Source organism: Faecalibacterium hattorii, assembly GCF_003287455.1.
Lineage (GTDB): Bacteria > Bacillota > Clostridia > Oscillospirales > Ruminococcaceae > Faecalibacterium > Faecalibacterium hattorii.
This window is the reverse complement of record NZ_PRLC01000022.1, coordinates 1-20704: the sequence shown is the minus strand read 5'-3', so window position 1 is coordinate 20704 and position 20704 is coordinate 1. Positions and strand designations below refer to the sequence as shown.

The 20704-nt window shown below is 49.4% G+C and carries 18 protein-coding genes and 1 pseudogene; 18 read left to right on the top strand and 1 reads right to left on the bottom strand.

Annotation, left to right across the window (positions count from 1 at the left end; genetic code table 11):
- Positions 1–76: 76 nt before the first annotated feature.
- From C4N23_RS14110 to C4N23_RS12715, 14 genes and pseudogenes are all read left to right on the top strand, one after another.
- Positions 77–238: a hypothetical protein gene (locus C4N23_RS14110; protein ID WP_165852876.1), complete on the top strand. Its 162-nt coding sequence runs from the start codon at positions 77–79 to the stop codon at positions 236–238.
- Positions 239–324: 86 nt separating this feature from the next.
- Complete coding sequence (locus C4N23_RS12775) at positions 325–7593, top strand: DEAD/DEAH box helicase family protein (protein ID WP_425349598.1); 7269 nt, start codon at positions 325–327, stop codon at positions 7591–7593.
- Positions 7590–7922 (top strand): plasmid mobilization protein, encoded by a 333-nt coding sequence (locus C4N23_RS12770; protein WP_112146459.1) that lies wholly within the window; start codon positions 7590–7592, stop codon positions 7920–7922. The genes C4N23_RS12775 and C4N23_RS12770 overlap by 4 nt, the downstream gene beginning before the upstream one ends.
- 108 nt (positions 7923–8030) lie before the next feature.
- Entirely contained in the window at positions 8031–8309 is a 279-nt protein-coding gene (locus tag C4N23_RS12765) for a hypothetical protein (RefSeq protein ID WP_015537687.1), read from the top strand.
- 60 nt (positions 8310–8369) lie between these two features.
- Positions 8370–9755: a relaxase/mobilization nuclease domain-containing protein gene (locus C4N23_RS12760; RefSeq protein ID WP_112146457.1), complete on the top strand. Its 1386-nt coding sequence runs from the start codon at positions 8370–8372 to the stop codon at positions 9753–9755.
- 244 nt (positions 9756–9999) lie between these two features.
- A pseudogene (locus C4N23_RS12755) lies at positions 10000–10212 on the top strand (site-specific DNA-methyltransferase); the annotation flags it as partial.
- A 131-nt stretch (positions 10213–10343) separates the two neighbouring features.
- Entirely contained in the window at positions 10344–10538 is a 195-nt protein-coding gene (locus C4N23_RS12750; protein WP_005930852.1) for a helix-turn-helix domain-containing protein, read from the top strand.
- Entirely contained in the window at positions 10525–11196 is a 672-nt protein-coding gene (locus C4N23_RS12745) for a response regulator transcription factor (protein WP_035393642.1), read from the top strand. The genes C4N23_RS12750 and C4N23_RS12745 overlap by 14 nt, the downstream gene beginning before the upstream one ends.
- Entirely contained in the window at positions 11193–12206 is a 1014-nt protein-coding gene (locus tag C4N23_RS12740) for a sensor histidine kinase (RefSeq protein WP_035393645.1), read from the top strand. The genes C4N23_RS12745 and C4N23_RS12740 overlap by 4 nt, the downstream gene beginning before the upstream one ends.
- A 101-nt stretch (positions 12207–12307) precedes the next feature.
- On the top strand, positions 12308–13075 hold the full coding sequence (locus C4N23_RS12735) for an ABC transporter ATP-binding protein (RefSeq protein ID WP_005930862.1): 768 nt from the start codon (positions 12308–12310) through the stop codon (positions 13073–13075).
- Positions 13062–15302, top strand: a complete 2241-nt coding sequence (locus C4N23_RS12730) for an FtsX-like permease family protein (protein ID WP_342587764.1) — start codon at positions 13062–13064, stop codon at positions 15300–15302. Before C4N23_RS12735 ends, C4N23_RS12730 begins: the two co-directional genes overlap by 14 nt.
- Before the next feature lie 227 nt (positions 15303–15529).
- A complete protein-coding gene (locus tag C4N23_RS14355; RefSeq protein ID WP_280953129.1) occupies positions 15530–15655 on the top strand; it encodes a hypothetical protein in 126 nt (41 codons plus the stop codon).
- A gap of 152 nt (positions 15656–15807) precedes the next feature.
- Entirely contained in the window at positions 15808–16239 is a 432-nt protein-coding gene (locus C4N23_RS12720) for a winged helix-turn-helix domain-containing protein (protein WP_005946641.1), read from the top strand.
- Between the two features lie 139 nt (positions 16240–16378).
- Positions 16379–16597 carry a hypothetical protein gene (locus C4N23_RS12715; protein ID WP_112146454.1) on the top strand — a complete coding sequence of 73 codons (219 nt, stop codon included), beginning with the start codon at positions 16379–16381 and terminating at the stop codon, positions 16595–16597.
- An 87-nt stretch (positions 16598–16684) separates the two neighbouring features.
- Here C4N23_RS12715 and C4N23_RS12710 read toward each other — a convergent pair whose 3' ends face one another.
- Positions 16685–17044, bottom strand: coding sequence for a helix-turn-helix domain-containing protein (locus tag C4N23_RS12710; RefSeq protein WP_227612706.1), 360 nt, complete (start codon positions 17042–17044; stop codon positions 16685–16687).
- An 888-nt stretch (positions 17045–17932) separates the two neighbouring features.
- On the opposite strand from C4N23_RS12710, the gene C4N23_RS12705 reads away from it, so the two are divergent.
- The 4 genes from C4N23_RS12705 to C4N23_RS12690 all read left to right on the top strand — a co-directional run bounded on the left by C4N23_RS12705 (position 17933) and on the right by C4N23_RS12690 (position 20453).
- Positions 17933–18331, top strand: a complete 399-nt coding sequence (locus C4N23_RS12705; RefSeq protein WP_112146452.1) for an RNA polymerase sigma factor — start codon at positions 17933–17935, stop codon at positions 18329–18331.
- 348 nt (positions 18332–18679) lie between these two features.
- Complete coding sequence (locus tag C4N23_RS12700; protein WP_179860586.1) at positions 18680–18907, top strand: hypothetical protein; 228 nt, start codon at positions 18680–18682, stop codon at positions 18905–18907.
- Between the two features lie 68 nt (positions 18908–18975).
- On the top strand, positions 18976–19650 hold the full coding sequence (locus C4N23_RS12695; RefSeq protein ID WP_112146450.1) for a type II toxin-antitoxin system PemK/MazF family toxin: 675 nt from the start codon (positions 18976–18978) through the stop codon (positions 19648–19650).
- Positions 19641–20453: a DUF6551 family protein gene (locus C4N23_RS12690; RefSeq protein ID WP_112146448.1), complete on the top strand. Its 813-nt coding sequence runs from the start codon at positions 19641–19643 to the stop codon at positions 20451–20453. The genes C4N23_RS12695 and C4N23_RS12690 overlap by 10 nt, the downstream gene beginning before the upstream one ends.
- Positions 20454–20704 lie beyond the last annotated feature (251 nt).

The following is a 20704-nucleotide window of genomic DNA, read 5'->3' as shown; positions in this document are numbered from 1 at the left end:
GTTCCTTGCGGGCAGCTATGAAAGCTGAAGCTGAGAAGAGAGTTTTGAATATTCACATATGAAGGAGTACAGTTCTATGAGTTACGGTTGGGCAACTGTTTTCACTTTAGCGGCATGGTTTGCAGGGCTTGTGATTGATGTAAATGTGCGGGTCGGCGACCTCGGTTTACGAACCGTGCTTCCCGTCATCGTGATGGGGTGCTGCGTTATGAAGTACATAAAGGGCAATAGCAAATAATCTTATCTCGATACACTTTCCAGCGGGCAACCCCAAAACGGTTGCCCGCTATTTTTATACCCTAAAATCTGAAAAAGGAGGCCAAAATGCTAAACAAAACCGAAGAATATCTCGCCCTTGCCCAGCGCACGGCCAACGGCTTGACCCGATACTGGGAAAGCTGGACGGACTACCTGACCACCGCATCCCGGCTGTACAAGTACCCTTTTGCCGACCAGCTCATGATCTACGCCCAGCGCCCGGATGCCACCGCCTGCGCCGACTTTGACATCTGGAACAACCGGATGAACCGTTATGTACGCCGGGGTGCCAAGGGCATCGCTCTGCTGGACGAATCCAGCGGATTTCCCCGACTGCACTACGTCTTTGACGTAAGCGATACCGGGGTTCGCCGCAATTCCCGTGATCCGGAGGTGTGGCAGTACAACGACGACCTGAAGCAGCCGGTTTCGGAAATGCTCGCCGCCACCTACGGCATCAGCGGAGAGCGTGTCAGCCAGCAGCTTGCCGATGTTGCCGGGAAACTGGTGGCAGATTACTGGGACAACAACGGCGGGGACATTCGTGCCATCGTTGACGGGTCGCTGCTGATGGATTATGATGAAGCCGGGGTGGAGATGCAGTTCAAGTCCGCTGCCGCCATCAGTGTCACCTACACGCTGCTGGAACGCTGCGGCTTTGAGCCTGCCGGGTGGTTCGACAAGGACGATTTTCAGGCAATCTACAATTTTTCCACCCCGGATGCCGTCTACACCCTCGGCGCAGCTGTCAGCGACATGAGCCGGGAGGTGTTGCGGAACATCGAGCGCACCGTAAAAACAACCATTCGCCGCCGCAATGCAGAAAGGAGCCAATATGAATACGAACAGCAGGAACGTGACCTACTCGACCGTCGGGGACTACCAGCTTCCGAACCTGACCCTGAACCAGCCCCGGAAGCCGCTGGGCAAGTACGGCAGGTTGCGCCGGACGTATCTGAAGGAGCAGCGTCCGGTGCTGTACCACACGATGCTGATGAACGGGAGCCTGTATCCGCATCTGATGGAGGTGGAGCAGAACGCAGCAGCGATGAAGGAGCATCTGATGACCGAACTGCTGAAATCGAACCCGGCCCCGGACAAGAAGAGCCGGCAAATGGAATGGGTGCAGCACATGAACAGCCTGAAAGCGCAAGCCGAGGAACTGGTGCTGACGGAGCTGATCTACAGCTAAGTTTCTTCAATGCCCACATTCCTACCGAAGCTGAGCAAATTGAAAAAATCGACCAAGCGGAGAGCGAAAAAACGCCCTCCGCTTTTGTTTTGTCGCAGGCTGAAATTGAGAACGAACTGCGCAAGCACGGTTCAGGGTTTGCAGGCGGTAAGCAGCGGATCATCGAACTGTACCAGACACAGCCCGACCGCAAACTCCGCGCTAAAGCATTGGCGAAAGAGTACGGCATCGGCGGACATTCGCAGGATTTTCTGGATGGCAGCAGCGGTTTTGTAAATCATGATGGAAAAGGACTTGAATTTGACCACTACCCGGATCATCAAAAGGTTACGTTAAGCTGGACACAGGTCGAGAAATACATCGACCTGATGATTCAGTCTGACCGCTACCTGACCGATAAGGAAAAAGAGCATCGTGCCGCCGTGCAGGAAGCGGAACGACAGCTCCCAATGCTGGATGGTGATGCCGCTGCCGAATACAATGCTCTGAAAGAGCAGTACCCCAATACCCTGATTGGCTTTGAACTGGGCGGATATTTTCTGTTCTATGACAAAGATGCAATCACTGTAAAGGAAGTTTTTCGTTCTAATTTGCTGTCACAGGAAAATGCGCTGGGAAAAGTCAAAGTGACCGGCTTTTTGCGCAGAGAGTGGGTAGCAAAATCGCAGAAGCTGTGGGCCGAGGGCAACAGCATCTATCTAGCCGGACAGGGCGGAGATGGTACCCATCATCAGACAAAATATCTGCGAGAGGAAGATTATCTGCCGATCGGCATCATCATCAAGCTAGATGGCCGGGATTTCCGTGTGGATCACGTCAACTTCATGTTCAAATCCGTCAGCTTGCAGGACATGGACTTGACCAACAGCGGACAGCCCATCTTCCGGGTTGAACGGTTGCCCAATATCCGGGAACTGTATGAACAGCAGCAGGATGAAATTATTGACGTTTCTCCTGAAAAGGCTGTTGATTACAAGGTCGGTGACGAAGTTGTTGTTGACCTTCCCACCCGAACCATCGAAGGCAAAATCGGCTATGTTGGCGAAACCGATGTGCGCATCGACACCAGCGCGCATGGGCAGTCGTGGGATAACGAGGTACTCAACAAGCAGCAATTCGAGGACGGTCTGCGGCGGGATGAACCTACACCTGATGAGGAACTGGACAAGTTGCCTATCTCTGTGGAGGTCAATGGCGAGTGGCAGACCTTTCCGGATGCTGCTGCCGCAGACGAAGCCCTGAACGCTGAACCGATGCCGGAAGCCGCAGGAAATTTTCACATCACGGATGATAATTTGGGTGTCGGAGGCCCCAAGCAGAAATTCGCCCGCAATATTGAAGCCATCCAGACCTTGCGCACTTTGGAGCAGGAGCACCGGGGTGCCACCGCCGAGGAGCAGCAGGTGCTTTCGCAATATGTGGGCTGGGGCGGTCTGGCGGATGCCTTTGACCCCGGCAAAGATAGTTGGGCAAAGGAATATGCAGAGTTGAAAGGGCTGCTCTCTGAGGATGAATACGCCGCCGCTCGCGCTTCTACTCTGAACGCCCACTACACCAGCCCCACCGTGATCCGTGGTATCTACGATGCAGTGGAGCGTATGGGTTTCCGCAGCGGTAACATTCTGGAACCGTCCATGGGTGTAGGCAACTTCTTTGGAATGCTGCCGGATAGCATGGCGGGCAGTCGCCTATATGGTGTGGAACTGGACAGCATCACCGGGCGCATCGCCCAAAAGCTGTACCCGCAGGCAGACATTACCGTCGCTGGTTTTGAGACCACCGACCGCCGTGATTTCTACGATTTGGCGGTGGGCAATGTGCCTTTCGGTCAGTACAAGGTCAACGATAAGGCATATAACAAGCTGGGATTCTCCATCCACAATTATTTCTTTGCGAAAGCCATCGACCAAGTGCGTCCGGGCGGCATCGTGGCGTTTGTGACTTCTCGCTACACCATGGACAGCAAGGACAGCACCGCCCGCAAGCACATGGCAGAACGAGCCGATTTGCTGGGGGCCATTCGTCTGCCCAACAACGCTTTCCGTGCCAACGCTGGCACGGATGTTGTCAGCGACATTATCTTTTTGCAAAAACGTGACCGCCCCATTGACCATGAGCCGGACTGGGTGCAGTTGGGCAAAACAGAAGATGGCTTTGCCATCAACCAGTATTTCGTAGACCACCCGGAGATGGTGCTGGGAAAGTTAGAACTGGAAAGCACCCAATACGGTCACGACCTGACCGTTGTGCCCCTTGAGGGCACCAGCCTTGCAGCCCAGCTTGCCGAAGCCGTACAACACATCGAGGGACAGTATACCACAGCAGAAATCGCCGCCCCAGATGTTGCAGACGCGGAAGCGCAGCGTAAGACGCTGCCTGCAGACCCCGCCGTGAAGAATTTCAGCTACACCGTGGTAGATGGTGACATTTACTACCGCGAAAACTCCATCATGACGCAAATCGAACTATCCGATAACGCCAAGGGCCGTGTTGCTGGTATGGTGGAACTGCGGCAGATCGTCAACGAACTGATTGACCAGCAGCTGAACGACTTCCCGGACGAGGATATCAAGGCATCGCAGGCGAAATTGAACGCCGCCTACGATGCCTTTACTGCAAAATATGGGCTGATCAACGACAAGAAAAATGCCCGCCTGTTCGATGATGACAGTTCCTACTATCTGCTCTGCTCACTGGAAAATCTGGACGAGAATAAAAATCTCAAATCCAAGGCAGATATGTTCACCAAACGGACGATTCGCCCGGAACGCGTTGTCACCAGTGTGGATACCCCCAGCGAAGCACTGGCGGTATCTATTGGTGAGCATGGTAAGGTCGATTTGCCTTATATGGCGGAACTGCTGGGCACTCCCGGTGACTACGGACGCATTACCACCGAATTGTCCGGTGTGATTTTCAAAGATCCTGCAGCCGATGCAGATGACCCGGAAGCCGGCTGGCAGACTGCGGACGAATACCTTTCGGGCAATGTGCGCGATAAGCTACGCATGGCACAGTTTGCTGCGGAAGGCCATCCGGAGTTTGCAGTCAACGTCACTGCACTGGAAAAAGCACAGCCCAAAGATCTGGAAGCATCTGAAATTGATGTGCGTTTGGGTGCCACATGGCTTGACCCCTCTATCGTACAACAGTTTATGATGGAAACTTTTCAGCCGCCCTATCGTATCCGCTACAACAATGCCATCACCGTTCGCTACTCCCCTTACACTTCCGAATGGCGGATCAGCAATAAATCTGCTACTGGCTTTGGTGACATTATGGCCACTGAAACCTACGGTACCCGCCGAGCCAACGCTTACAAGATTTTGGAGGATACCCTGAACTTGCGTGACAGCCGCGTTTATGATACCATCGTGGAGGATGGCAAGGAAAAGCGCGTGCTGAATCAGAACGAAACCACCCTCGCCCAGCAGAAACAGCAGGCCATCAAGGATGCTTTCGCTGGCTGGGTCTGGAAAGATCCGCAGCGGCGGACTCTGCTGGTGAAGAGGTACAATGAGCTTTTTAACAGCACCCGACCCCGTGAGTATGACGGAAGTCATATTCATTTTGTGGGCATGAACCCGGAGATCAATTTGCGAGAGCATCAGCGCAATGCGGTTGCTCATGTGCTGTATGGGTACAACACCCTTTTGGCGCACGAAGTCGGTGCTGGCAAGAGTTTTGAGATGGCGGCTTCCGCTATGGAACTGAAACGTCTGGGCTTGTGTCAGAAAAGTCTTTTTGTCGTGCCAAACCATTTGACGGAACAATGGGCCAGCGAGTTTTTACGCCTGTACCCCAATGCGAAGCTGCTGGTTACCAGCAAGAAAGATTTTGAACCCGGTAATCGAAAAAAATTCTGTGCGAGAATTGCGACCGGTGATTATGATGCAGTTATCATCGGACACAGCCAGTTTGAAAAGATTCCCTTGTCCGCAGAACGACAGGAGCGTCTGATTCAGGAACAGATGGATGAAATCGAGGAGGCCATCGAAGAAGCGAAAGCACAGGTTGGTGAGCATTTCACGGTAAAGCAGCTGGAAAAACTGCGTAAGTCTCTGAAACAGAAACTGGAGAAGCTGCAAGGCGCAGACCGTAAAGATGATGTGGTTACGTTTGAGCAATTGGGCGTAGACAGGTTGTTTGTGGATGAGAGCCAAAACTATAAGAACTTGTTCTTATATACGAAGATGCGGAATGTGGCCGGACTGAGCACATCTGAAGCACAAAAATCCTCCGATATGTTTGGAAAATGCCGCTACCTCGATGAGATCACCGGAGGCCGTGGTGTTATTTTTGCGACAGGCACCCCTATCAGCAACAGCATGACCGAGATGTATACCCTGATGCGCTATCTCCAGTACAACACCTTACAGCAGAAAGGACTGACCCATTTTGATGCGTGGGCATCCACCTTCGGTGAGACGACCACGGCCATTGAACTTGCGCCCGAAGGTACCGGATACCGTGCACGCACCCGGTTCGCTAAGTTCTTCAACCTTCCCGAATTGATGGCGATGTTCAAAGAAGCGGCGGATATCAAGACCAGCGATCAGTTGAACCTACCAGTGCCCCAAGCTAAATTTGAAACCGTAGTGGTCAAGCCTTCGGAAATCCAACAGGACATGGTGCAGGCGTTGAGCGAACGTGCAGCCGAAGTCCACAGCGGTTCTGTTGACCCCTCTGTGGATAATATGTTGAAAATCACGTCGGATGGCCGCAAAATCGGTCTTGACCAGCGGTTGATGAATTCCGCTCTGCCTGATGACCCCAGCAGTAAGTTGAATGCCTGCGTCAACAACGTCCTGCGCATCTGGAACGACACCAAGGAGCAGAAGCTGACCCAGTTAATTTTCTGCGATATGTCTACTCCCAAGGGTGACGGTTCGTTCAACGTCTATGATGATATCCGCTCCAAGTTGCTCAATGCTGGTGTGCCCGAACAGGAGATCGAGTTTATCCACAATGCAGACACGGAGAACAAAAAAGCAGAACTTTTCTCCAAAGTGCGCAGCGGACAGGTGCGTGTGCTGTTGGGCAGCACCGCCAAGATGGGAGCCGGTACCAACGTACAAACGCTGCTCGTGGCAGTGCATCATCTGGATGTAGGCTGGCGTCCTTCCGATATGACCCAACGCAACGGTAGAATCATCCGCCAAGGCAATCAAAACAAACAGGTTTACGTCTATAATTACGTTACCGAATCGACATTTGACGCCTACTTGTACCAGACCTTGGAGAATAAGCAGAAGTTTATTTCGCAGATCATGACGAGTAAATCGCCCATGCGTTCTTGCGATGATATTGATGAACAGGCTCTGTCTTACGCTGAAATCAAGGCTCTGTGTGCTGGCGATCCTCGCATTCGGGAAAAGATGGACTTGGATGTGCAGGTGGCAAAATTGAAAGTTCTGCGGGGTGACTTCCAGAATCAGAAATATCGTCTGGAGGATAAGCTACTCAAAACATTCCCGGAAGAGATTCAGAAACAGAAAACCCGCATTACTGCTTTGCAGCAGGATTCACAGATTGCAGCAGCACACCCGCAGGACAAAGAGAATTTCTGCGGCATGACCATCAAGGGCGTGGTGTACGATGACAAAAAGACTGCGGGCGAACGGTTGCTTCTGGCACGGCAGGAGATGCCCAATGTAGACATGATGCTGTTGGGCACCTACCGCGGCTTTGAACTGAACATCCGGTTCGACAGCTTCAAGAATGAGCATCAGGCCGTTCTTCGGGCAGAATTAAGCTACCCGGTGTCACTAGGTGATGATGCGCACGGCAATATCACTCGTCTGGACAATGCCATCGACAATTTCGCTGACCGTATTGCAGATGCCGAAAATGCTCTGCAAAACCTTGAACAGCAGAAGCAGGCCGCAGAGGTCGAAGTGGCAAAGCCCTTTGCACAGGAGGAAGAACTGGTCGAAAAGTCTGCCCGCCTTGCTGAATTGAACGCCTTGCTGAACATCGACCGTGACCGCAGTTCCTCGCAGGATGTTCCCGAAGAAACCGAGGAAACCGAAACACCTGCAACTCGTCCGTCTGTGCTGGCTGCACTGGGGGAAAAGACCAATCAGTCGGAGCCTGTCAAACCGTTCCGCAGCTACTATGATAAGGATGGTGATGCACGATGAAAGAGAAGCGGGATGAAATCATCATCCTGCGCCTGACCAAAACAGAAAAGAACCGCATCTATGAAAAGATGTTCAGCATGGGCATCCGCAGCTTGAGTGCCTATATCCGCAAAATGGCATTGGATGGATACTGCCTAAATCTCGATCTGCCGCAGCTACGCCGAATGGCTTATCTGCTCCAGAATTGTAGCAACAATCTGAATCAGTACGCCAAGCGTGCCAACGAGTGCGGCAAGGTCTACGCCGCCGACATGGAAGATCTGCGGCAGCGTCTGGATGAACTGATTGACATTGGCAAGCAAATTCTTTCCCAGCTGGCAGAGCTATAAAAATTCCCGCAGTTGGAGGACTGCGGGTGTACATATAATGTTTGACATCCTTGCAAGGTAGTAGTCGATACCTTTATAATAAGGGTGAACAGAAAGGAAGTGCCCGATATGATGTCTATGCTGAAGAAAATTGTTCTTTTCCCGATTTCTCTCTTTGTGGCGTTTCTAGCTCTGATGGCAAGGTGGCTGCTAACCCTGTCCAGCTATGTAGTTGCTCCGCTGATGCTCTACATCTTCGGCTGCGGCATCTACACTGCTTACCGTCAGACTTGGAATCAGTTCCTTATCTTGCTGGTAGCCGAATTCCTCTGCTTTGTCCTCTTTTTCGGCGCAACTGCCATCACCGAGGGCATCGGGCGGTTCAGTGAGTGGTTGGCCGAACTGTAAGGAGCATTTTCAACCTTTTGCCGCCTTCGGGCGGCTTTTCTTTTATGGGGGGGATTTAGGATGGCCGCAACACGGCTGATCGCGCTGCACAAAAACAAAGGCAAGTCGGTTGCGGCCTGTCTGAAAAGCCGTACAGACTATGTACAGAATCCCGACAAGACTGAGCAGGGCGAACTGGTCAGCAGTTACGAATGCAGTCCCCTGACTGTGGATGAAGAATTTATGCTCTCCAAACGCCAATACGAACTTGCCACCGGTCGCAGGCAGAAAAGCGATGTGATCGCCTATCAGATTCGGCAATCGTTCAAGCCCGGAGAGATCACTGCCGAGGAAGCCAACAAGGTGGGTTATGAGCTGGCAATGCGTTTCACCAAAGGCAAGTATGCGTTTATCGTTGCAACCCACACGGACCGGGAACACATTCATAATCACATTATCTACAACTCCACTGCGTTGGACAGCACCCGGAAATTCCGGGATTTTTTATTGTCCGGGCTGGCGGTGCAGCGGTTGAGCGATTTGATTTGTCTGGAACATCAGTTGTCCGTTATTGAAATCAAGCCGTACCGGGAGCGGCAAAAGCGCACACTTTATCCACCCAAAGAAAGCAATCGTGACAAGCTGTGTTCTGTAATTGACGGCATCCTGCTGAACGAGAAGCCTATGGACTTTGAAATCTTTCTTAAAAAGCTGGAACAACAAGGCTATGAGGTCAAACGAGGAAAGCACACTTCGGTCAAAGGCGCACGGCAGAAACGCTTTATCCGTTTTCGCACATTGGGCACCGGCTATGGCGAGGACGAGATCAAGGCGGTCATCGCCGGAGAAGCAGAACACCGCCCACATCAGAAGCAGCCGCCAAAAGAACAGTCGTTCCACCTGTTGGTGGACATTCAGGCAAAACTCTCCGAGGGCAAAGGCGAAGGCTACGCACGGTGGACAAAACGCTATAATCTGAAAGAAATGTCCAAGACCCTGATTTTCTTACAGGAAAATAAAATCGGCAGCATCGAAGAAATGCAGGAACGAGTAAATGCAGCGACTGCACGATACCATGAACTAGGCGATTCCATCAAGGCCGCAGAGCAACGTATGGCAGAGATTGCTGTCCTGCGGGCGCACATCGTCAACTATGCCAAAACCCGACCTGTGTATGATGCCTACCGTAAGGCTGGGTACAGCAAGAAGTTTTTGGAAGAACACCGGGAACAAATCACGCTGCACAAGGCGGCAAAAGTCGCTTTTGACGAAGCGAGTTTGAAAAAGTTGCCAAAGGTAAAAGAACTGGATGCCGAATACTCCGCACTGCTTTCTCAAAAGAAAGCTGCTTATCCAGCCTACCGTAAGGCACGGGATGAAATGCAGGAATTGAAAAAAGCACAGAAGAATGTAGAGCTGTTCTTCGCCGAGGAAAAAGACCCCAAGGAAAAATCGCAGACCCGCTAAACAGAAAACGCCGAGGATTCTTCCCATTTTGGGGAGAGTCCTCGGTGTTCTTTTTCGTTATAGAAGCATTTGGCACAAATGCGCAGCCTGCATCCGGCGGATGCAGTACACAAAGGGTTTGGGACTATCCCAACAAGCATTTTGCAACGCAAAAATGGCGTTTGTATATACGGACGCCCTGCTTGCCACAACAATGCGTCCTTTTTGTCCGCAGTTTGAAATTTTTAGATTGGAGAAAAACGCCATGCCAACCTTGGAATGGATCGGTAAAAATAAAGTCGTGAACCATCATCAGGAAGTTCCCTTCCGGGTGCTGGAGCGGCAATACAGTTTTGATGAGCAGGGGCAGCACACCGAGAACAACGGCAGTGAGAACATGATCATCCACGGCGATAATCTTGAAGCACTGAAAGCCCTGTTGCCGCAGTATGAGGGCAAGGTGAAGTGCATCTATATCGTTATCTTAACCCCCATTCTAATGAGTATCCTAAGTTCAGAGAATGCAGTAAGATTAAACTTTATAATTCATATTATGTTTCTTGCATTATTCGAGATGAGGAACTATAATGTACTCTGTGGAGGTGCGTAATGGACTATATGACATTGAAAGAGGCCGCCGAGAAGTGGGGCGTGACACCTCGTAGAGTAAATTACTATTGTGCTGCTGGGCGTATCCCCGGCGCTGTGAAGATGGCTGGTGTTTGGCTGATTCCCAAAACTGCAGAAAAGCCGATTGATGGCCGGACAAAACAAGGAAGGTGCAGAAAGCATGAAACGATATAAAATTATGATAATTGAAGATGATCCTGTGATACAGGGAGAATTGCAAACATTATTGAATGGAAATGGATATGCAACGATTGGCATAAAGGATTTTTCTGCTGTGATAGAACAGATTCAGGATGAAACGCCACATCTGATTTTGTTGGACATTAAGTTGCCCGGAGAGAATGGCTTTGCTTTATGCTCTAAAATCCGTACCTTCTCCGAGGTGCCGATTATTTTTGTAACGAGCTGTAATACAGATATGGATGAATTAAACAGCATTATGCTGGGTGGCGATGCTTTTATCACGAAGCCCTATAACACAGCAATCCTGCTTGCGAAAATCGCTTCCCTACTGAAAAAAGCTTATCCCGCACAGCAGCAGGAACAGATCGTCTATGGAGATGCGGTGTTGCATTTGGAATCCAGCAGTTTGGACTATAATGGACGGAGCGTAGAACTTACTAAGAACGAATTGAAAATTCTCTATTATTTGTTCAAGAACGGTGGAAAAATCTGTTCTCGCGGAGATATGATTGAGTATTTGTGGGACAATCAGCTATATGTGGATGACAATACTTTGAGCGTCAATATCAACCGCATCCGGGAAAAACTGGCGGGCATCGGTCTGACGGATTTTATCAAGACAAAGCACCGACAGGGGTACACGATATGAACAGCAGACGATATTGGAAAAACAGGCTACCATTTCTGCTGACGAACCTTGTTTGTATGGCTGCACTCACTGTATTTTTGCTGGTGTGCGGCAATTCGGTTTCCGCAGTAGTATTGATCCTGATTGTATGGGCATTGATTTTGCTGACGGGACTTGTCCTCACTTACTGGAAACGGAAGCGGCAGATGAAAAAACTTCTGGATATGGCGGAGCAACTTTCCGAAAGATACCTCATTTCCGAAGTGATGGAGCTGCCGGAACAGGCCGAGGATCAGGTTTACTATCAGCTTTTGAAAATGGCTGGAAAATCCATGTTGGAACAGATTGGAGAAGTCGAGCGAGAACGCCTGGAGTACAAAGAATACATTGAGCAATGGATTCACGAAATCAAAACGCCCATTACTGCCATGAAACTCCTATGTGAAAACCACCGGACGGACTGGACAAAGGAACTTCTGCTGGAACTGGAAAAGACCAACCGCTTTACCGAACAAGCTCTTTATTACGCCCGCAGTGAGCATACAGAGAAAGATTATTCTGTCCGGGAAATGGCACTGTCCCAAGTGGTGCATCAGGCGATTGCAGATAATAAATATCTGCTGCTCCAAGGTGGTATGCGTCTGGAAGTGGAGGAAATGCAGGACACGGTTTATTCAGATGAAAAGTGGGTGCGCTTTATTCTGAACCAACTGATTGCCAATGCGGTCAAGTATCGTACGGAACAACCGGTTCTCCGCATTTCTACTCATAAACGGCAAGATCAGGTTGTTCTTGTCGTGGAGGACAATGGAATTGGGATTGCTGCGTCCGATCTGCCCCGTATCTTTGAAAAGGGATTTACCGGTCAGAATGGTCGTATGGTCCAGCAGTCCACAGGCATTGGCCTGTACCTATGCAAACGGCTCTGTGAAAAGCTGGGCATTGGCATTGCGGCAGAATCATCGGAACAAGGAACCGCCATTTCCCTGGCGTTTCACATCAACTGTCTGATCCATGAAGTGCAGGGCTGATTGCGGTCCTGCACTTCTTACATTTTTGTTAGAACTTTGTAAGAAAACTTGATACAAACGAAGCCACTCTTATTCTACAATAGAGATCAGAGGTGATAACAATGAAAGAAATTTTGAAACTGGATCATATCCAAAAATATTACGGAAATGGCGGGAATGTTACAAAAGCAATTCAGGACATCAGCTTTTCCGTTCAGGAGGGGGAATTTGTAGGAATCATGGGAGCATCCGGTTCCGGCAAGACTACCCTGCTCAACTGTATTTCCACCATTGATACCGTCAGTGCGGGACATATCTATCTGGACGGAACCGATGTGACGGAAATCAACGAAAAACAGATTGCCCGGTTTCGTCGGGAGAATCTTGGATTTGTATTTCAGGATTTTAACCTGCTGGACACTCTGACAATCTCGGAAAACATTGCCTTGGCACTGACTATCAACAAGGTTCCTGCAGGTGAGATTGATGGGCGGGTGCGGGAAATGGCCGGAAAGCTGAATATCACGGATATTCTGGATAAATATCCCTATCAGGTGTCCGGCGGTCAAAAACAGCGGTGTGCCTGTGCCAGAGCTATTATCAACCAGCCAAAGTTGATCCTGGCGGACGAACCTACCGGCGCGTTAGATAGTCACTCATCACAAGCCTTGCTCTCCACAATCCAGAGTATTAACGAAAGCCTTGACGCCACAATCCTGATGGTAACACACGACGCTTTTTCGGCAAGCTATGCCAATCGTATTCTCTTTTTAAGAGATGGTGCGATCTTCGCGGAAATTCTCAAAGGCAGTGATTCTCGTAGGGTTTTCTTTGAAAAAATCTTGGATGTCCTCACCATGATGGGAGGGGGTGTGAATGATGTACACTAAACTCATTTTCAAAAATGCAAAGCGGTCAGGAAAGGACTATTTGATTTATATTGTGACCATGACACTCTGTGTCACATTGTTCTATGCGTTTTTGTCTATCAGCAGCACCCATTATCATCCGACCATTGGTGCGGAATATAATATTTCCCTGCTGGCTGGAGGTATGAAACTGGCGATTTGCGGGATTAGTCTGCTTCTGTTGTTTCTGATCCACTATGTCAATCGTTTCATGCTGAGAAAAAAACAATCGGAGTTTGCAGTTGAGGCAACCCTGGGAATGGAGCAAAAAACCATAGGACTGCTCTTTTTTGGAGAGACTTTTTTCCTGCTCATATTCTCTGTGTCGGTGGGAATCCTTCTGGGGATGGTCGTTTCTCAGGTCATTACGGCTATGCTGCTTGCTTCTTTTGGGGAACCCTACGCTTTTTCTTGGTCTTTTTTTCCAGATACCGTGCTGCTGACCGTGGGCTTCTTTGTTGTTTGCCAGATTCTGGTTGGAGTCGGGAATGTCAGAATTCTCAATAAAAGTAGGATTATTGAGCTTATGACGGCAAACCGTCAGAATGAAAAACCGCTTCATAAAAGCAGATGGATGCCGATGATCTGTATTTTCTATGGCATTATGCTGCTGTGGATGCTGGAGGTAGGTGCTGTAAAATATCATTTTTACTCCGATCCCAGACATCCACTTCCTGTAAAGCTCATGTATTGGGGGAATGTCCTTTTCCCTGCCGTGACGCTGCTTTGGGCAATTGCAGTTTCTTTTTTACACAGAAAAATAGGATTTTCCCCATATCTTTGCGGGCTTCTGGCTGGTGCTGTATTGACCGCTATCCCGATTTTTTCCATCGCAGAACTGGAAAAAGCCTACTTCCTTGGATTTGACGCCCCAACTCTGAATCAATATTTGCTGTTTGGGGTTGCGGATATTTTGTTTATCATTTCCGCAGTCATGTATTTATCGAATGCGGCGCTCCTATACTGGAAGGAGTCTAAAGTGTCCCGCAAATATCACAATACGAGTTTATTTCTGTTTGGACAGCTTTCCTCTAAGCTGGCTACCAATACGAAAACGATGACGATCATTTGTGTGACCCTGACTTTTTCTATCTGCTTGTTTGTCATTGCGCCAGTTTTGACAGGATGGAGTCTGGGCTATTTGGATAGTCGGGCAGTCTATGACATTCAAATTTCAAGCCGCTACAACGATGTTTATGAAGTGGAAAATCTTCCGGATACAGACTATGAGGAAATTACTGCGTTCATAGAACAAAACAACATAGAGATAAAGGACGATTTGACTTTTTCGGAATATCTTCCTCAAAAAAGCGACTTTCACCAGCGGGTAAAGTACGATTTTCCTCCCTTGGCGATTGCACTGAAGGATTATAACGCTGTTCGGAAAATGTTGGGATATGAACCTATTATTTTAAAAAAGGATGAATTTGCTACCCACTGGCATAGTGCGGCAGAGGACAAGGATATTGAAAACTACATCGCTGAGCATACTTTACTGGAAACGGACGCAGGCACTCTGAAACTCAGTGAGAATGCAGTGTTTCAGGAACCTGTGGGGGAATCCATCTATAATCTATATACAGATGTAGTGTATATCATACCGGACGAGATAGCGCAAGTCTTGCTTCCGGTACAGAGCAACCGATTTGTGATGACCCAATATCCGCTTCCCTTCAAAACGGCAGAAATGCTGGAACAGCTTCTTGGGCGTTCTTATCCAGAAGATCCTGATAAAGACAATCTGGCAGGATACAGTACAACTGTCCGTACTACGGAAGTGAACCGTATAATCGCCCTTAACTTTATCCTAAAAGCGTCCTTGATCTATGGTGCAATTGTGCTGATGGTGATGTGTCTTACCGTGCTGGCTCTTCAGCAGCTCCTAGATGCAGAAAAAAACAACTACAGATTTTCGGTTCTGCGAAAAATGGGAGTGGAAGAGAAGGACCTGCATACTTTGGTTCTAAAACAGCTTGGTGTTTGGTTTGGGATGCCGATCACAGCGGCAATCGTTGTAGCAATGATTGTGATTGTCTATTTTCTTCAAAGTGTTTCTGCTGAAATCTCAGCTTATATTGGCTGCGGAGCCTTGATGCGGCAAATAGGTATCATTGTCGGGATTTTCGCTTTGCTGCTGAGCTGCTACTTTCTCAGTACATGGCTGCTGTTCCAGCGTTCGATTCGCAGCAACTCCGATAGCGTAAGGTGATGGGAGGAAGATATGTACTGGAAGTTAGCAATTCAAAATATCCGCAGAAGCCTGCGAGATTATATCATTTACTTTGTGACACTTACCTTTACTGCGCTCTGTGATGTCCTTCTATTTAGGGATGAGCTGTTCTATTATGAGAGCTTCGGTCTGTTTGCTGTTCTAATTCTGGTGCAGTTGGCGGCCACCGGCGCAGCACTATCTTCGCACAGAAAGGGATACCTAAGATGGAGCAGTTATCGGCACGTCTGCTGTTAACGGCCGCCATCCTGCTGCTGATCGCAGAAGTGATTTTTGCCATTCTCCAAGTATGGCTCTATACCGACCTTCTCTGGGCGGGTGCGTTTGGATGACTGATGGCAGCTCTGAACTTTCGGGATTCCAAAAACGACGGCGGCTAAAGCACACGGCATCGTAGTGCACGGTCAATGTGGAAATGCGAGCTACACCCGATTTTCCATATCGAGTGATATAGATTTGGCTTTGGGGGAGGATTGTCTATTGTATGCAAAAAATTGAAGTTGTTGTTCGCATCACGAAGGATCACTGCCCACCGCAAGAGCAGACGATTTTTGAATGGTTCGATTTGATGCGGAATCCCACAGACGCTCTGAGCCGTCCCGATCTGGAAATCAACTTGGAACACCACCGTGTTTTCAAACACGGAACAGAGGTGTACATGAGTCGTTATGAATACGGTGTTTTGAGTTTGATGGCACAGCATCCGGGCAAACTGTTTACAAAGGAGCAGATCTTTGAAGCAGTCTGGCATAAGGACAGCGAAAGCTATTTGAGAGCCGTCACCAGCACGATCGGTCGAATCCGCCAGAAAATAGAGGATGACAAAGATCACCCCCGTTATATTAAAACGGTTTCCAACATTGGATATCAATTTGTCCCATCATCGGAATCGGTGCGATTGAATCGCAATCTGTAATAAAAGCCATATCGTGAAATCCTAGTAGGATTCTTCGGTATGGCTTTTATCGTTTTCTGTGCTGTACAAAATCGGCATCCTTGCATAGATGACCAAGAATATTCTAAAATAGAGATAACTTAATTCAGGAGGTCAAACCATGCAAACATTTGAAGAAGTATTGACCCACTTCCATAGCTTTTTAGAGTCTGCGACCTATTTGGACGTTGTTCCATGCCGCTGGGGATATGTAAGGCTTTTCAATGAGGGCGACCCTATCAATTTCAATGCAATTCTTTGCCGCACACCACAAGAACTATATACGGCATTGGCAAATGATTTGGAAACAGAGATTCAGGTCAGCTTGGGAATCGACTGAATTGGTATAAAATTGGTTTGCTTTTGGGTTCGTTTTGGTATAGTGACTTTGAAAAATATGCTATACTGTACCACAAGCAAAACATTTTCAGGGATTTTCAATTTTACTGTAAAACTCTGTCAGGTGCTTTGCCAGTGTGCGGATCGAGTCCATTAAGGTTTCCCGCACTGCTTCTGGACAGGAAAGATAGATTCGATTGAACTCTTTTAACTCTATTTCCGTTTTGCCCATCCCCGGAGTGATCAGCGCATCAAGCGAAACCGGCAAAACACGAGCAATCGCCAAAAGAATTTCGTAAGATGGATTCATGCTGCCTTTTTCAATGTTGGCGATATGCTTCGTTGAAACATGGCAGCGTTCAGCAAGTTGTTCTTGTGTTAAACCTGCCAGCTTGCGCTCCTTGCGAACCTTTTCTCCAAGTACTTTCAAGTCAGAATTCGGCATCATCGTTCACCTCAATAGTATTGTATCGTTCTGGTGAATGACGCGGTATAACCTTGTATTTCCTGTGAGTAGGAAGTATAGTGCCGATTTTTGCGTTTCCCGGTCGAGTTATAAAAAAACGGTAACTCGTCCGGGCGATTTCACGCGCTATCCAATCACAGTTGCCGTTTGTGGAGGTAACTGTGATTTTTTATTGGGGTAACGCATCAAAAAAAGCCTGTCTGCTGCCGTAAGCCAGACCGCCCCGAAGCAAGCACAATCGTTCCGTTCCACCACCTACAATCGTGCCGATGTGTTATATTGCGCCAGCTTCCCGCCATGGGAGGCTGGCGTTTTTGCGCTTTTGGAGCCAAAGTGCCGCAGTCCACCGTTTCTCCTATGATACAGCAGCAAACTTTATATTTGGGAGGGAAAGTCATGCTCGATCATAAGAAGAAAGCAATTACGGAACACTGGCAGTTTTGCCCCAAGTGCAACTTAAAACTTTATCGAATGACCGCCGACTGCACTGGATTCATCCACATAAAATGCTGGCGTTGCCGGGAAATGTTATGGCTCAACCTTTCCATTCGAGCCAAGTAAGCATTGGTTTCATAAGAATCGGGTGCAAAGCACTCTGAATATGGACTGTTCGCACCGAGCAACGGGCCGTCACCTCCGGGTGATGTATGAAACGTAGCACCAAATAGCCGGGCAGCAGCTTGACTGAAAGATCTCCAATCTTTCGGTCGGCTGTTGTCCGGCTATTTTTATAGCTTCAGATGGCCTGCTCCCGAAAAGGAGCAGGTTTTATGTTTGCCCTCTTTTCATGGCTACCCCAAGCGGCGAAATATCCGTAGTGTCTCCAGATTTTCGACATTTCACGTTTTATCGAAAATTTGGAGGTTACACATGGACTCTCGCATTCTTCACTACGAGTTTGTCACTGGTGAAAGTGTCAATATTACTGTTTCTGCCGAGATTGCGGAGGTTATCTACGATTCCCGCCGCATGGAACACGCCAGCAACGAGCGTTCACGCTATCATACGGCTTTTTCTTTGGATTCCGAGGATTACGAGGGAACAAATCTGGTTTCCGAGAAAACCCCGGATGATTTGATGGAGGAACTGGAAGATCGGGAGCATCTGCTTGACTGCCTTGCACATTTAAGTGAAAACCAGCGTCAGCGAATTTTGATGCTGGCTCAAGGTATGAGCATCACAGAGATTGCCCGTGTTCAACACGCTGATCGCACCACTGTAAGAGAATCCATTCAGGCTGCTCGAAAAAAATTCAAAAAATTTTTTTGAAAACACCCCCCGTTTTACCCCTTGTTTTCTGTTAACAGTGAAAGGTCTGCCACACAGACCTCTCACGGACCTTGAAAACTGAATAGTTCCTTCATCTGGTACTCCGATAATGATACTTCCGTAATTCGCGGCCCGGTCACAAAGCAGACGGGGTGGCTGAAATGCCAATGAAGCGGTATAAGTCCGCTGCCAGATGCTTATGCCCCACTCGCAGGGAGCCGAGGGCGAATATGCGAGACCTTAACTTATTAAATCAGGCGTGGCCGAATGCTGTTTTCGGTCTTCGTCCACGCCTGTTCTTTTTACTTATTCCATATATCCACATTTTCGTCCTACATAGGAGGTTTTATGAACGAGAACGACCGTACCACCTTAGAGCAAGCGATCTACGAGGAAATGGAACTGACCCCGGAAATGATCCGGTCCATCCGCACGCTCTGCGGTGTCTGCCTTTGCAGCTTTGTAGAATCCAAGGCGTTCAAAATCGCCATTGTTCCCAGCGCAGACCGTAGCATGGACACTTGCACAGTCTGCCAGACCCGGCGCGGTCATGACTACGTTGTGATGAAGCGCTGAACAAACACACCGCCCACTGCCAAGGAGGTGCAGCGGGCGGTGTACATATTGAAAAAGGAGGGCAGCTTTTGATTCAAAACTGGAAATTCCAGCGCGGAGACATTTTCTTCACTCGTTTCGACAACGCCATCGGTTCAGAGCAAAGCGGGAATCGTCCGGCAGTCGTTCTCCAGAACGATGTGGGAAATTTTTACTCGCCCACGCTGATCGTAGCCACATTGACAAGCAAGGCGGCAAAAAAGTATACCCAGCCGACACACTGCCTGCTGGTGAACGATTTTCTCTCCGTTCCGTCCATCGTTCAGGCAGAGCAGATCTTTACCGTAGACAAGAGCCGAGTGTTGAAATTCCTCGGACACCTCACCCCGGAAGAAATGAGCCGGGTGGATGATGCTGTCCGTGCCAGCCTTGCCCTGAACCCGATGGGGAGCATTCAGCGGCTTCCACCCATCATCCGCTCTACGGCGGCTTACGCGCCGCCTGAGGTGGTTGACGGTAAGCCGCCCCTCTATCCCTACACACCCATCAAATCGTCCTTTGAGGACGCTGGAAGCGTTGAGGACACGATGCTGTACACCGAACTGGAAGCTGCGGTACACGCAATGATCCAACGGCTGGAATACAGCTTCACATTCAACCCAAGTCTGCTCACCATCCCGAAGCGTAAACAGCAGGTTGCTGAAATCCTGAAAGAAGCCGAAACGTACATCTGGAGGATCAAGGAGGAAATGCGATGCGCCTGAAAGACAATAACAATCCCTTCATCCATGTCAACCCGCCGTACCAGCTCATGGTCATCCACAGCAGCAAGCTGGTCTATCCCCGCGAACTGTATCAGCGTGGTGTGGAGCGCAAGCGTGTGGAACTGATTGCCGCCCACTTCAACGAATATGTGGCAAACGAGCCGAAGGTCAGTTTCCGTAACGGTCAGTTCATCGTAACGGATGGGCAGCACACCATCGAGGGGCGCATCCTCCGCAACGGCGGCAAGGATCTGCCGATCCTCTGCAAGGTGTACACGGGCATGACCGTGGAGCAGGAAGCCCTGCTCTTTGCCGAGCAGAACGGTTTCTCTGCGCCGCTGACGGCAGGCATCAAGCTCCGTGCCAAGGTGGTGGGCGGCGATGCCATCTCCAAAGCCTTTCTCGCAGCCACCAACCGGGTGGGATTGAGCCTCAATTATGACAGCCAGCAGCTGACCGATTACCGCATCGGCTGCGTTGGTACGGCTTTCCGGCTCTACAAGCAGATGGGCGAACCGCTCTACTGTGAAACGATGCGGCTCATCGTGGCAGCATGGGAAGGCAAACCCGATTCGTTCCGGGCCTCTGTTCTGAAAGGCATGATGCACTTTGTGGAACTGTACCACGGCGAGTTCAGTGAAGAACGGCTGCTCCGTGCGCTGCGCAACATCCACCCGGTCGATATTTACCGCATCGGGCAGGACGACCCCGCAAAGCTGCGCGGATGGAAAAAATACGTTTTTGCCATCTACACCGCCTACAACGGCAAGTGCAGAAAAGACGCACTGCCGATGAAATTCTGACATTCACAGGCATTCCTCCCATATACACAAGGGGCATCCGCAAACCGCAGATGCCCCTTGTTACATATCAAAGTACAATATATAGTGCTCCTGTATTCACTTAGCACAGCATATAGAGAAAAGAGGTATTCTATGCGCTCTCAGTTCACTTCGTATGAGCAGCTTCCCATCACGCTGACAGCCGATCATGTCGCTGCTGCGCTGGGCATCTCCCGCGCCAACGCTTACATCCTGCTCCGTTCGGACGGCTT

What these genes read in the sequence shown, in the direction of transcription:
- C4N23_RS14110 (WP_165852876.1), top strand. Translation starts at nt 77, where the DNA reads ATGAGTTACGGTTGGGCAACTGTTTTCACTTTAGCGGCATGGTTTGCA.
- C4N23_RS12775 (WP_425349598.1), top strand. Translation starts at nt 325, where the DNA reads ATGCTAAACAAAACCGAAGAATATCTCGCCCTTGCCCAGCGCACGGCC.
- C4N23_RS12770 (WP_112146459.1), top strand. Translation starts at nt 7,590, where the DNA reads ATGAAAGAGAAGCGGGATGAAATCATCATCCTGCGCCTGACCAAAACA.
- C4N23_RS12765 (WP_015537687.1), top strand. Translation starts at nt 8,031, where the DNA reads ATGATGTCTATGCTGAAGAAAATTGTTCTTTTCCCGATTTCTCTCTTT.
- C4N23_RS12760 (WP_112146457.1), top strand. Translation starts at nt 8,370, where the DNA reads ATGGCCGCAACACGGCTGATCGCGCTGCACAAAAACAAAGGCAAGTCG.
- C4N23_RS12750 (WP_005930852.1), top strand. Translation starts at nt 10,344, where the DNA reads ATGGACTATATGACATTGAAAGAGGCCGCCGAGAAGTGGGGCGTGACA.
- C4N23_RS12745 (WP_035393642.1), top strand. Translation starts at nt 10,525, where the DNA reads ATGAAACGATATAAAATTATGATAATTGAAGATGATCCTGTGATACAG.
- C4N23_RS12740 (WP_035393645.1), top strand. Translation starts at nt 11,193, where the DNA reads ATGAACAGCAGACGATATTGGAAAAACAGGCTACCATTTCTGCTGACG.
- C4N23_RS12735 (WP_005930862.1), top strand. Translation starts at nt 12,308, where the DNA reads ATGAAAGAAATTTTGAAACTGGATCATATCCAAAAATATTACGGAAAT.
- C4N23_RS12730 (WP_342587764.1), top strand. Translation starts at nt 13,062, where the DNA reads ATGATGTACACTAAACTCATTTTCAAAAATGCAAAGCGGTCAGGAAAG.
- C4N23_RS14355 (WP_280953129.1), top strand. Translation starts at nt 15,530, where the DNA reads ATGGAGCAGTTATCGGCACGTCTGCTGTTAACGGCCGCCATCCTGCTG.
- C4N23_RS12720 (WP_005946641.1), top strand. Translation starts at nt 15,808, where the DNA reads ATGCAAAAAATTGAAGTTGTTGTTCGCATCACGAAGGATCACTGCCCA.
- C4N23_RS12715 (WP_112146454.1), top strand. Translation starts at nt 16,379, where the DNA reads ATGCAAACATTTGAAGAAGTATTGACCCACTTCCATAGCTTTTTAGAG.
- C4N23_RS12710 (WP_227612706.1), bottom strand. Translation starts at nt 17,044, where the DNA reads ATGATGCCGAATTCTGACTTGAAAGTACTTGGAGAAAAGGTTCGCAAG.
- C4N23_RS12705 (WP_112146452.1), top strand. Translation starts at nt 17,933, where the DNA reads ATGGACTCTCGCATTCTTCACTACGAGTTTGTCACTGGTGAAAGTGTC.
- C4N23_RS12700 (WP_179860586.1), top strand. Translation starts at nt 18,680, where the DNA reads ATGAACGAGAACGACCGTACCACCTTAGAGCAAGCGATCTACGAGGAA.
- C4N23_RS12690 (WP_112146448.1), top strand. Translation starts at nt 19,641, where the DNA reads ATGCGCCTGAAAGACAATAACAATCCCTTCATCCATGTCAACCCGCCG.